Annotated in this window: 12 protein-coding genes; 5 read left to right on the forward strand and 7 right to left on the reverse strand. The window is 73.0% G+C overall.

All coding sequences use genetic code 11. The features are described from left to right. Positions 1 to 111 precede the first annotated feature (111 nt). The 6 genes from ACH4F2_RS25910 to ACH4F2_RS25935 form a co-directional block, all read right to left on the reverse strand. On the reverse strand, positions 112 to 1,566 hold the full coding sequence (locus ACH4F2_RS25910) for a peptidoglycan D,D-transpeptidase FtsI family protein (protein ID WP_398135131.1): 1,455 nt from the start codon (positions 1,564 to 1,566) through the stop codon (positions 112 to 114). Between the two features lie 65 nt (positions 1,567 to 1,631). Then, positions 1,632 to 2,294, reverse strand: coding sequence for a response regulator (locus ACH4F2_RS25915; RefSeq protein WP_398135132.1), 663 nt, complete (start codon positions 2,292 to 2,294; stop codon positions 1,632 to 1,634). A gap of 254 nt (positions 2,295 to 2,548) precedes the next feature. Continuing rightward, positions 2,549 to 3,817 carry a sensor histidine kinase gene (locus ACH4F2_RS25920; RefSeq protein WP_398135133.1) on the reverse strand — a complete coding sequence of 423 codons (1,269 nt, stop codon included), beginning with the start codon at positions 3,815 to 3,817 and terminating at the stop codon, positions 2,549 to 2,551. Continuing rightward, positions 3,814 to 4,818 carry a hypothetical protein gene (locus ACH4F2_RS25925; RefSeq protein WP_398135134.1) on the reverse strand — a complete coding sequence of 335 codons (1,005 nt, stop codon included), beginning with the start codon at positions 4,816 to 4,818 and terminating at the stop codon, positions 3,814 to 3,816. Before ACH4F2_RS25925 ends, ACH4F2_RS25920 begins: the two co-directional genes overlap by 4 nt. Positions 4,819 to 4,896: 78 nt before the next feature. Beyond that, on the reverse strand, positions 4,897 to 5,367 hold the full coding sequence (locus ACH4F2_RS25930; protein ID WP_398135135.1) for a GNAT family N-acetyltransferase: 471 nt from the start codon (positions 5,365 to 5,367) through the stop codon (positions 4,897 to 4,899). A 3-nt stretch (positions 5,368 to 5,370) separates the two neighbouring features. Further along, a complete protein-coding gene (locus tag ACH4F2_RS25935; RefSeq protein ID WP_398135136.1) occupies positions 5,371 to 6,144 on the reverse strand; it encodes an IclR family transcriptional regulator in 774 nt (257 codons plus the stop codon). Between the two features lie 137 nt (positions 6,145 to 6,281). Here ACH4F2_RS25935 and ACH4F2_RS25940 point away from each other — a divergent pair, with 137 nt between their 5' ends. From ACH4F2_RS25940 to ACH4F2_RS25960, 5 genes are all read left to right on the forward strand, one after another. Next, entirely contained in the window at positions 6,282 to 7,811 is a 1,530-nt protein-coding gene (locus ACH4F2_RS25940; protein WP_398135137.1) for an aldehyde dehydrogenase (NADP(+)), read from the forward strand. A 37-nt stretch (positions 7,812 to 7,848) separates the two neighbouring features. After that, complete coding sequence (locus tag ACH4F2_RS25945; protein ID WP_398135138.1) at positions 7,849 to 8,457, forward strand: DUF1349 domain-containing protein; 609 nt, start codon at positions 7,849 to 7,851, stop codon at positions 8,455 to 8,457. 37 nt (positions 8,458 to 8,494) lie between these two features. Beyond that, a complete protein-coding gene (locus tag ACH4F2_RS25950; RefSeq protein ID WP_398135139.1) occupies positions 8,495 to 8,998 on the forward strand; it encodes a GNAT family N-acetyltransferase in 504 nt (167 codons plus the stop codon). A gap of 74 nt (positions 8,999 to 9,072) precedes the next feature. Beyond that, positions 9,073 to 9,786 (forward strand): DsbA family oxidoreductase, encoded by a 714-nt coding sequence (locus ACH4F2_RS25955; protein ID WP_398135140.1) that lies wholly within the window; start codon positions 9,073 to 9,075, stop codon positions 9,784 to 9,786. Between the two features lie 96 nt (positions 9,787 to 9,882). Further along, positions 9,883 to 10,941 (forward strand): aminotransferase class V-fold PLP-dependent enzyme, encoded by a 1,059-nt coding sequence (locus ACH4F2_RS25960; protein WP_398135141.1) that lies wholly within the window; start codon positions 9,883 to 9,885, stop codon positions 10,939 to 10,941. Between the two features lie 141 nt (positions 10,942 to 11,082). Here ACH4F2_RS25960 and thpD read toward each other — a convergent pair whose 3' ends face one another. Then, positions 11,083 to 11,985, reverse strand: a complete 903-nt coding sequence (gene thpD / locus ACH4F2_RS25965; RefSeq protein ID WP_398135142.1) for an ectoine hydroxylase — start codon at positions 11,983 to 11,985, stop codon at positions 11,083 to 11,085. Between the last annotated feature and the right edge of the window lie 4 nt (positions 11,986 to 11,989).

An 11,989-nucleotide genomic window follows, 5' to 3' on the forward strand; every position in this document is an offset into this window, starting at 1 on the left:
CCCCGGCGTCGAACAGCCGTGCGCCGGGCCGGATCCGGAACTGTAGCAGCGTCCGACGCACCGGCCGTACGGTGCGTCGAACGCCGTATGACAGAGCGAACCCGCCGAGACCTAGCCCTTGAGCGCCGCCTCCATCATCGCCTTGGCCACCGGGGCCGCCAGGCCGTTGCCGCTGACCTCGGAACGGGCCGCGTCGGACTGCTCGATGATGACCGCCACGGCGACCTCCCGGTCCGACGAGTCGGACTTGGCGTACGAGGTGAACCAGGCGTACGGGGTCTTGCTGTTGTTCTCGCCGTGCTGGGCCGTGCCCGTCTTGCCGCCCACGGTCGCGCCGGAGATCTGCGCGTTGGACCCTGTGCCCTTGTCGACGACGGTCTCCATGGCCGACTGCAGCTGCTCGGCGGTGGAGGAGCTGAGGATCCGCTTCGAGTCCGCGTCGCCGTGGTCCTCCAGGGTGTCACCGCCGCCGTCGGTGACCTGCGACACCATGTGCGGTGAGACCAGCTCGCCGCCGCCTGCGACGGCCGCCGACACCATCGCCATCTGCAGCGGGGTCGCCGTCACGTCGAACTGGCCGATGCCGGTCAGGGCGGTCGACGACTTGTCCATGTCCTTCGGGTACACGCTGGTGTAGGCCCGTACCGGCACGTCCTGCGTCTCGTCGTTGAAGCCGAACTTCTCGGCCATGGCCCGCAGCTCGTCCTGACCGAGGTCGACGGCCATCTTCGCGAAGACGTTGTTGCAGGAGTACTGCAGCGCGGTGCGGATCGTGGCGTTCTCGCAGGGGGCGTCGGGGTTCTCGTTGGTCAGGTCGGTCACGGTGCCCGGCAGCGTGTACGGGTCCGGGCTGTCGGTCTTCTCGTCCACCGACCCGTACAGCCCGTCCTCCAGCGCGGCGGCGGCCACGACCAGCTTGAACGTCGAACCCGGCGGCAGCGGCTGGCGCAGCGCGCGGTTGGTCAGCGGCTTGTCCGGGTCGCCGGTGAGCTTCTCCCAGGCCTCGCCGGCGGTGTTGGCGTCGGTCAGCGAACCCGGGTCGTACGACGGGGTCGACACGACCGACAGGATCTCGCCCGTCCTCGGGTCGATCGCGACGGCGGCGCCCTTCGTCTCGCCCAGCGCCTCGAACCCGGCCTTCTGCACGTCCGGGTCGATCGTCGTGACCACGCTGCCCGGGTCGGCCCGGGTGTCGGTGACCGTGTCCATCACCGTCTTCAGCCGCGGGTCGGTGCCGTTGAGCACGTCCTGGTAGATGCCTTCCAGCTGCGTCGGCGCGTACGCCTGCGAGGCGTAGCCGGTCACCGCCGCGTACAGCCTGCCCTCCTCGTAGGTGCGCTTGTGGGCGAGGTCGCCCCCCTTCGTCGGTGCCGAGCCGGTGATCGGCCGGCCGGCCACGATGATGTTCCCGAGCGGCTCCGCGTACGTCTCGATCGCGTTGCGCCGGTTTTCCTTGTCGTCCGCGAGTGCCCGGCCGTCGTAGAACTGCACCCAGGTCGCCCTGATCAGCAGAGCGAACACCAGGAGCAGCGTGAAGACCGATGCGCGCCTGATCGTCTTGTTCATCCCGGTGACAGGACGAACGGGCGGGAGCGAATCGTTCCCATGCGCCCCGTTTTCTCATCTTCCGTTCATGAAGCCGGCTTCGTGAAGCCCGCCTCGTAGGCCCGGATGACGGCCTGGGTGCGGTCCCTGGTGCCGGTCTTCGCCAGCACCGACGCGACATGGGTCTTCACCGTGGCGGGCCCCACCCGCATGCGCCCGGCGATCTCCGCGTTGGTCAGCCCGGTCGCCATCAGGCGCAGCACCTCGCCCTCGCGGCCGGTGAGCCGCGCCACCCAGGCGGGCGGGGCGGGGTTCGCCCGCGCGTGCTCGGCGGCCAGCGTCCGCACCGCCGACGGGAACAGCAGCGTGTCGCTGTGCGCCACCAGCCGTACGGCCTGGACGAGGGTGTCGGCGTCGGCGCGCTTGAGCAGGAAGCCGGCGGCCCCGGCGCGCAGGGCGTCGTAGACGTAGGAGTCGTTCTCGAAGGTGGTCACGACCACGATGCGGGGCGGCTCGGCGAGCGTGGCGAGGATCTGCTCGGTGGCGCGGATGCCGTCGGTCTCGGGCATGCGGACGTCCATCAGGACCACGTCCGGCCGGGTCTCCCGCACGACGGAGACGGCCTCGGCCCCGGTGGCGGCCTCACCGGCGACCTCCAGGTCCGGTTCCGCGGAGAGGATGGCGCGCAGGGCGGTGCGCACCATGCGCTCGTCGTCGGCGAGGACGATCCGGATCGGCGGGCGGGTCATGGGGTCCTCCGCTGGTGGGGCGCACGGCTCTTCGGACGGGTCGTGCGGTTTCGTGCGGTGTCATGCGGTTCGTGCGGTCCGGTGCGGCAGGGGGCAGGTCGTGCGGTCCGGTGCGGCAGGGGGGCCGCCCGGTCCCGCTCCCGCAGGCCGTTCGGCCTCCTCCGGGCGGGGCGGCCGGGCCTCAGCGAGGGCCGCGGGACGACCCTCCCGGGGCGGGCCGTCCGCGGGCGGGGCGCCCGGTCCTCTCCGGCCGGTCACGCGTTGCCCCGCAGCGGCAGCCGTACGTGGAGCCGCCACGCGCCCTCGACGGCGCCCGCCTCGGCCGCGCCGCCCAGCAGGCGGGCCCGGTCGGCGATGCCGCGCAGGCCGTGGCCGCCGCCGGGGCGTGGGGGGAGGGCCTCGCCGGCCGTGTCGGCCTCGCCGAGGGGATTCTCGACGGTGATCCGCAGGTGATCGTCCAGCACGTCGACGCGCAGCGCCGCGGTGGCCTGACCGCCCGCGTGCTTGAGCGCGTTGCTCAGTCCCTCCTGCACGATGCGGTACGCCTCGCGGGAGACCAGCGGCGGAAGCGACTCCGGGTCGGCGGCGACGGTGGCCGTCACCCGTAGTCCGCCGGCGCGGGTGCGGCGCAGCAGGCCGTCGAGGTCGCCGGCGAGCGTCGGCGCCGGAGCGGTGCCGGGGGAGTCGCCGTCGCGCAGTACACCCAGTACGGCGTCGAGTTCGCCGACCGTGCGGCGGGTGGTGTCCTCGATCGCGGCGAGGGCCTCGCGGACGAACTCCGGGTCGGTGTCCAGGACCCGGCGGGCCGCGCTCGCCTGGAGGGTGACCGCGCTCAGGGCGTGACCGACGGAGTCGTGCAGCTCGCGCGCGAGCCGGTTGCGGACGGCGAGGTCGGCGGCGCGTGCCTCGGCGGTCGCGACCCGGTCCTCGGGGGAGGGGCCGAGCAGCGCGGGCGCCCAGCGGGCCAGCAGCGTGCCGCACCCGGCGGCGCATGCGGCGAGCGCGACCAGCATCGCGGCGCCCGCGACCGGCGAGAGCGCGAGCGCCCAGGCGTGGTGGAGGACGCCGGGCAGTCCCGTCCGGTCGTCGCGCAGCGCCGGCACGAAGGGCAGCGCGATCAGCGCGGCCGCGAACGGCGGCACCGCCAGCGACATCCCCGCGATGATTCCGCCGGCCCCCAGGTGCAGCGTGAACCAGGCCGCCGTGCGCCCCTTCTCGCCCTTCGTCCGGGCGGGCCCGTACGCGAGCCGGTCGCCCTCCACACCGCACAGCCAGCGCACGACGCCGGACTCCAGGGGACGGGTCAGCGGGAACAGCGAGGTGACGGCCGCCAGCGGCAACCCGAGGGCGAACGAGGCGAGTTGCAGGGGAAGGGAGCCGAAGACGTTGTCGACGCCGGTGAACGGGCCGACGACGACCGAGCCGACGAGGACGTACGGCATGGCGAGCGCGCCGCCGAGGATCAGGTGGATCCACCGCAGGCGGGCCTGCCGGCCGAACAGGAACCGGGCGAGCGCGGTCACGGCCGCGTGCGGGCCGTGGCCGACCGTCGGGCGAGGAAGTGGGCGCCGACTGAGGCGAGGAGGAGGCCGACGGTCATCTGACCAGCGTAGGTGAGCGTCATCAGCAGTGTCGGGCTGTCGGCGGAATCGCCGGCCGGGAGCAGCGTGGCGAGCAGGACCCAGCCGCCCCAGCAGGCCGCGGCGCCGGAACAGACCCACGTCGCGGCGAGGGGCACCGTGACCGGCAGGGCGGGGGCGCGGCGGAAGGCGAGCAGCAGGGTGCCGGTGACCGCCGCCGCCAGGAACGCGACGTGCATGCCTTCCAGCACCTGGAAGTCACTGGTGCGGTCCGCGGTGCGGAGCCCCGCCGTGCCGCCGCACGCCCAGTACGCCCGGACGGCGAGCGGGAACGACGCGAGGACCGCCCCGGCCAGGGCGACGGCCCTGTACGGCGTCCCGACGACGCCGGCCGGCAGCTCCCGCACCCGTCCGCGCCACAGATGTCCCCAGCGCTCACGCGCGTGGAGCACGAACAGCGTCCCGAGGGCGAGTCCCTGCACGATGAACCCGGTGTACACGAGCCCGAACACCCATGCGTCGAGGAAGGGTTCGCGCCCCGGGCCGGACGCCGTCGCGGTGTCGCCGCCGAACGCCCGGGTGAGGAGCTGCAGCGGGAACCCCGCCATGATCGGCGCGAGCAGTCCCCCGGCGGCCCACACGGGGAACGCCAGCGGCCACGCGGGCACCCGCAGGCCCCACGGCCGGGTGAGCACCAGGACCAGCACGATCACACAGCTGTCCAGCAGCAGGGTGAGCCCGTTGGCCACGGCCATGGTGACCCGGTGGTCCAGCAGCACGCTGCCGTCCGGGATCCCGGCCCGGCTCCCCGCGATCCAGGCCCCCTTGAGCCCGAGGTAGGGCAGGCAGGAGAGCACGGCCACGGCGCGCAGCAGCCGGCGGGCCCGGGTGGTACCGGGCGCTGGGGCGGGAGTGGTGCCCCGGGGGGCGAACGTCCGCGTCATGCGTCCACGCTCCCGCGCGAACACCCCCGGGCACGTCCTGCGCACCGACGATCCGCCTCCGCCGCGCGGCGGAGCGGGTCAGTCCGTGAGGTGGAGTACGACCTCGTCGATCTCCTCGCCCCGGGCCGCGGCGAACCCCCGGGCCAGGGCGCTCGTCTCGAAGCCGCACTTCTCCAGCACGCGCCGCGACCCGTCGTTGTCGGCCGCCGTCCGCGCGTACAGCGGGCGGTCCTCGACCTCGGCGAGCAGGGCCCGCAACGCCGCCGTGGCCACCCCCCGCCCCCAGTACGCCCGGTCGACCCAGTACGTCACCTCGCGCTCGCCCGGCTCCCCGTACACCGCCGCGCTGCCGATGACGTCACCGTCGCCGAGGACCGTCCGTACGACGGCGGAGGACGCGCGGATCTTCGCCCAGTGGGCCTCGAAGGCGTCCCGGTCGGCGGGATCCGCCGGGGTGAAGGCCGCCATGCGCAGGGCCTCCGGGTCGTTCATCTGCCGGAAGAAGACGGGCAGGTCGCTGTCGTGTACCTCGCGCAGAGCGATGTGCATGACTCAGAGCCTACGCGTGGCCAGCAACAGCCGGTCCCGTGCGTCGAACAACGCGTCCTTCACCATCTGTTCGTGCGCGGGCGTCAGCCGCGCCACCGGCACCGAGCAGCTGATCGCGTCCCGGGCGGGCGTGCGGTAGGGGACCGCGACGCCGAAGCAGCGCAGCCCCAGCGTGTTCTCCTCGCGGTCCACGGCGAAGCCCTGCTCCCGCACCTGGTGCAGCTCCTCGATGAGCTTCTCCCGGTCGGTGATCGTGTGCTCGGTCAGCGCCGGCAGCGTCTCGGGCAGCATCTTGCGCACCTGCTCGTCGGCGTACGTGCTCAGCAGCGCCTTGCCCAGCGAGGTCGAGTGCGCGGGCAGCCTGCGGCCGACCCGGGTGAACGGCCGCAGGTAGTGCTGCGACTGGCGGGTGGCCAGGTACACGACGTTGGTGCCGTCCAGCCGCGCGAGGTGGATGGTCTCCGTCGTGTCGTCGGAGAGCCGGTCCAGCGTCGGCCGCGCCGCCGCGACCACCTCGTCGCCGTCGATGTAGGACGTGCCGACCAGCAGCGCCCGTACGCCGATCCCGTACCGCGTGCCCGTCGCGTCCGTCTCCACCCAGCCCAGCTCGACCAGCGTGCGCAGCAGCATGTAGAGACTGGACTTGGGATAACCGACGGCCTCCTGGACCGACGCGAGGGAGTGCATACCGGGGCGTCCGGCGAAGTACTCGAGCAGTTCAACCGTCCGTACGGCGGACTTGACCTGCGCTCCGCCCCCCGTCTCGCCAGCCGACATCGCCCTTGACCCCTTCGTTCGACGAGAAGCTGAAGATATAGTCTCCAACAGCATATTCATCACCAGAGACAGCGTTCAGTATATCGAACGAGTCCGATGCGCAGCACGTCCGATGCAGAGCACGTGGAGGGACCGCGGTGGCAGCAGCACCAGTCTGGAGTGTCGACCCCCGAACCGGGAAGCAGCGCGAACAGGTCGCGGTGGAAGCCACGGCCCAGGAGGTGGACGCCGCCGTCCGGGCCGCGCACGCCGCCCGGGACGCCCTCGCCGACCGCACCGTCCGAGCTGCCTTCCTGCGCACCGCCGCCGACGAACTGAAGGCGGCCGAGAGCACCCTCGTCGAGGTGGCCGACGCGGAGACCGCGCTCGGCCCGGTCCGGCTCACCGGAGAACTCGCCCGCACCTGCTACCAGCTGCGGGCCTTCGCCGACATCGTCGACGAGGGCGAGTTCCTCGGTGTCGTCATCAACCACCCCGACGACACCGCGACCCCGCCCATCCCGGACCTGCGCCGCTACAAGGTGCCCCTCGGGGTCGTCGCCGTCTACTCGGCCTCCAACTTCCCCTTCGCCTTCTCCGTCCCCGGCGGTGACACGGCGAGCGCGCTCGCGGCCGGCTGCCCGGTCGTCGTCAAGGCACACCCCGACCACCCCGCCCTGTCCGAACTGGTCGCCAAGGTGCTGCGCCGGGCCGCGGCCCGGCACGACCTCCCGGACGGCGTCCTCGGCCTGGTGCACGGCTTCGAGGCGGGCGTCGAACTGATCAAGCACCCGCTGGTCGCCGCCGCGGGCTTCACGGGGTCGGTCCGCGGTGGCCGCGCCCTGTTCGACGCCGCCGCCGCGCGCCCGGTCCCGATCCCCTTCCACGGCGAGCTGGGCTCGCTGAACCCGGTCGTCGTCACGCAGGAGGCGGCCGCCGAGCGCGCGGAGGCGATCGGCGCCGGGCTGGCCGGCTCCATGACGCTGGGCGTCGGCCAGTTCTGCGTGAAGCCCGGCCTGGTCCTCGTGCCGACGGGCGCCGCCGGTGACGGCCTGGTCAAGTCCCTCACGGACGCCGTCGGCGACACCGACGCCGGCGTGCTGCTCGACCACCGCATGCGGGACAACTTCGTCGCCGGCGTCGCCGAGCGCGCGGCACTGCCCGACGTGGACGCCCCGGTGACGCCGGGCTCGGGCGGCGAGCACAGCGTCGCCGCCGGGTTCCTCACCGTGCCGGCCGGGCGGCTGGCGGCCCAGGGCGAGCACGACCTGCTCCTCGAGGAGTGTTTCGGACCGGTCACCGTGGTGGCCCGCTACGAGGACGAGGCCGAGGTGCGGGGAGTCCTGTCCCGGCTGCCGGGCAACCTCACGGCGACCGTGCAGCTCTCCACCGAGGAGGCGGCGGGCCAGGGGCGCGGGGCGGAGATCCTCGCGGAGCTGACGCCGCTCGCGGGGCGGGTGCTGGTGAACGGCTGGCCCACCGGGGTCGCCGTGGCGGCGGCCCAGCAGCACGGCGGGCCCTACCCGGCCACGACGTCGACGTCCACGTCGGTGGGCGGTACGGCGATCGAGCGGTGGCTGCGGCCGGTCGCGTACCAGGGTGCGCCTGAGGCGCTGCTTCCGGCGGAGCTGCGGGACGGCAATCCGCTGGGGCTGCCCCGTCGGTTCAACGGCGTTCTCGAGCGATAGCACCGTGGGCGTCCACCCGGCCTGAGAGGATCAACCGATGGATCTGGAACTTCCCGAACTGCCCTTTTCCCTCCGTGCCCATGGCCCCGACGGGTCCTGGTCCTACGAGAACGGTGTCCTCACCGGATCGGCCGGACCCCGGCAGGACCGGTTCGTGCCGCCGACGGGGGAGGCGCTGGAGCCGGAGTCCGACGCGCCGCGACTGCTGGGGGCGCCCGACGGGGACTTCCAGCTGATCGCCCGCGTCACGGTCGGCTTCAAGGGCGCCTTCGACGCCGGGGTCCTCTACGTCCACGTCGGCGAGCGGGCCTGGGCCAAGCTGTGCCTGGAGTACTCCCCGGACGTGCCCACCGTCTGCACGGTGGTCACCCGGGGACACTCCGACGACGTCAACTCCTTCACCGTGGAGGGCGATTCCGTCTGGCTCCGGGTCAGCCGCACCGGACGCGCCTTCGCCTTCCACGCCTCCCTCGACGGTGAGCGCTGGACCTTCGTCCGGCTGTTCACCCTGGGCGACGAGAAGGAGACCGGCGCCGCACTGGTCGGCTTCCTGGCCCAGGCGCCGGTGGGGGAGGGGTGCGAGGTGACGTACGACCACCTGGAGTTCCGGCCGGCCTGGCCGGCGGACCTGCGCGACGGCAGCTGACGCAACCGGAAGGCCCGGCTCCCGCGTCCTGCGTTGCATGATCAACGAACGTGTGACCGGAAGCCGGGTGATCCGCACCGTCCTGCCCGCCGAGGCGGAGACCGTCGCCGCCCTGCACGCCCGGGCCAGGGCGACCTACTACCCGGACGGGCTCCCCGACGACGGCTTCGACTGGGTGGCCGCCTGGCGCGGCGCCGTCGAACGGCCCGACGGGCACGTGCTGTGCGCCGTGGAACGGGGCGGCCTCGTCGGCATCGCCTCCTTCCGGGTCCCTCAGGACGGCCCGGCGGACACGGTCCGGCTGTTCCAGTTCCACGTCGACCCCGACCACTGGCGCACCGGCATCGGCACCACCCTGCACGCCGCCTGCGTCGAGCAGTGGTGCGCCGACGGGATGCGGACCGCCGTCCTCGACGTACACGTCGACAACCGGCGCGCCCAGGCGTTCTACGCCCGCCGTGGCTGGGTCCCCGACCCGGAGAACCCGCCCGCCGAGGACGACCACCACCTGTTCCTGCGGTATCGCGTGCCCGGGGAATGAGCCCCGCTGCTTGAACGTTCACGTACGAGGCGGAGGGGCCTCCGCACCCGTACGACCTGGAGAAGAGCCGAGACATGCGCGTCGAGATCTGGAGCGACATCGCCTGCCCGTGGTGCTACGTGGGCAAGGCCCGCTTCGAGAAGGCGCTGGCCGCCTTCGAGCACCGGGACGGCGTCGAGGTGGTCCACCGGTCGTTCGAGCTGGACCCCGGGCGGGCCAAGGACGACGTCCAGCCCGTGCTGACGATGCTCACCGCCAAGTACGGCATGAGTGAGGCGCAGGCGCGGGCCGGTGAGGACAACCTCGGTGCGCAGGCCGCCGCCGAGGGACTGGACTACCGCACCCGGGGCCGTGACCACGGCAGCACCTTCGACATGCACCGGCTGCTGCACCTCGCCAAGGAGCAGGGCCGGCAGGAGGCGCTGCTGGACGCGCTCTACCGGGGCAACTTCGCCGACGAGCGCTCCGTCTTCAACGACGACGAGCGGCTCGTGGAGCTGGCCGTCGCCGCCGGCCTGGACGCGGACGCAGCCCGCGCGGTGCTCGCCGATCCCACCGCCTACGCCGACGAGGTGCGCGCCGACGAGCGCGAGGCCGCGCAGCTCGGGGCCACGGGCGTGCCGTTCTTCGTGCTCGACCGGGCGTACGGCGTCTCCGGCGCCCAGCCCGCCGAGGTCTTCGCCCAGGCGCTGACGCAGGCGTGGGGCGAGCGCACGCCGCTGAAGCCGATCGACGACGGGGGCGCCGAGGCGTGCGGCCCGGACGGGTGCGCGGTGCCCCGGAACTGAAACTCCGGGCGAGGGTGCTCGCATAAGGGTTCCTTGGAGGAACCGCGCAGAAATGCGCGATGGACGGGCAGGTCGCTCGGGCAGCACAGTGTTCTCATGGAGAGCTTCGAGAACCTCGTGAGTGCCGAGTTCGCCCCGAAGACCACGTACCTGAACACCGCCAGTACCGGCCTGCTCCCGGCCCGGACCCTCGTCGCGATGCGTGACGCGGCGGCGTCCGCGGCGGCCGGGCAGCCGCTCGACATGTTCGCCGACGTCGAGGCGAGCAGGTCCGCCTTCGCCCGGCTCCTGGGGGTGCCCGCCACCCGGGTCGCGGCCGGTGCGTCGGTCGCCACGTTCAGCGGGCTCGTCGCCGCCTCGCTGCCCGCGGGCGCCGAAGTCCTCACCGCGGAGGCCGACTTCAGTTCCCTGGTGAACCCCCTGCACACGCGCGCCGACCTGAAGGTGCGCAGCGTGCCGCTGGAGCGGATCGCGGAGTCGGTCGGTCCGCAGACCGCGCTCGTCGCGGTCAGCTCCGTCCAGTCCGCCGACGGGCGGATCGCCGACCTGGCGGCGCTGCGGGACGCCGCCCGGACGCACGGCGCGCGGACGCTGGTCGACGCCTCGCAGTCGAACGGGTGGCTGCCGCTGTCCGCCGGCGACTTCGACTACGTGGTCGCCGTCGCCTACAAATGGGTGCTCTGCCCGCGCGGCGTCGCCTTCCTCGTCGTACCGGAGGATCTGGGAGAGTCGGCCCAACTGACGCCGCTGTTCGCCGGGTGGGCGTCGGGTGAGCGCCCCTGGGACAGCTGCTACGGCCCCGTCGAGGAACTCGCGCACTCCGCGCGGCGCTTCGACGAGAGCCCGGCCCTCTTCTCCTACACGGGCGCCCGGCACTCACTGGCCCTGATCGAGGAACTCGGCGTGGAGGCCGTGCACGCCCATGACACCGCCCTCGCCGACCGGTTCCGGCAGGGGCTGGGCTCCCTGGGGCACGAGCCGGTGCCCGCGCCGGGCTCCGCGATCGTGTCCGTGCCCGGACTGGGCCACCGGCAGGCCGAGCTGGGCCGGGCCGGCGTGCAGGTATCCGACCGGGCGGGCAATCTGCGGGCCGCGTTCCACCTGTACAACACGGTGGCGGACGTCGACCGGCTGCTCGACGTGCTGGCGGACTGAGCCGGCCGGGCGGGGGCCGGATACGGTCCGGCCGGGCGGGGCCGAGACGGCCCGGCCGGCTGGGACAGCCGGGCCGGGACGGCATCGGGCAGGGGCCTCCCGTCCCACACGAAGAGGCCCCTGCCCGGGTTCGGATGCGGGTCACCTCACCGGAGTGAAGTCCCGTGCCCCGATGAACTCCGGCCGCCGGATCGGTGCCGCGAACGGCTCGACCGCCGTGTTCTCCACGCTGTTGAACACGATGAACACGTTGCTGCGCGGGAACGGCGTGATGTTGTCGCCCGAACCGTGCATGCAGTTGCAGTCGAACCAGGTCGCCGAGCCGGCCTTGCCGGTGAACAGCTTGACGCCGTACTCCGAGGCCATCTTCGTCAGCGCCTCGTCGGACGGGATCCCCGCGTCCTGCATCTGCAGGGACCTCTTGTAGTTGTCCTTCGGCGTGGCCCCCGCGCACCCGAGGAACGTCTTGTGCGACCCCGGCATGATCATGAGACCGCCGTTGGTGTCGAAGTTCTCGGTGAGCGCGATCGAGACCGAGATGGTGCGCATGTTCGGCAGGCCGTCCTCGGCGTGCCAGGTCTCGAAGTCCGAGTGCCAGTAGAAGCCGCTGGCCCCGAAGCCCGGCTTGACGTTGATCCGCGACTGGTGGACGTAGACGTCCGAGCCGAGGATCTGCCGGGCCCGGCCGACCACCCGCTCGTCGCGCACCAGCTTCGCGAACACCTCGCTGATCCTGTGCACTTCGAAGACCGACCGGATCTCCTTGGACTGCGGCTCGACGATCGAGCGCTCGTCCGCGCGAATGGCCGGGTCCGTGGTGAGCCGCTCCAGCTCGCGCCGGTAGACCTCGACCTCGTCCGGTCCGATGAGCTGGTCGATGGCGAGGAAGCCGTCGCGCTCCAGCGCCTGCAGGTCACCGGCCGAGACCGGCCCGGGAGTGTCCGGGGAGCCCCAGACGACCGGGTCCTGCCGGGGAGTCACCACCTCCGTGGCGCCGCGGGTGGGATAGAGATCGGTGACGTTGGTGGTCGTGGTCGTGGTCACGGTG

Source organism: Streptomyces sp. NPDC017890 (assembly GCF_044328675.1).
Lineage (GTDB): Bacteria > Actinomycetota > Actinomycetes > Streptomycetales > Streptomycetaceae > Streptomyces.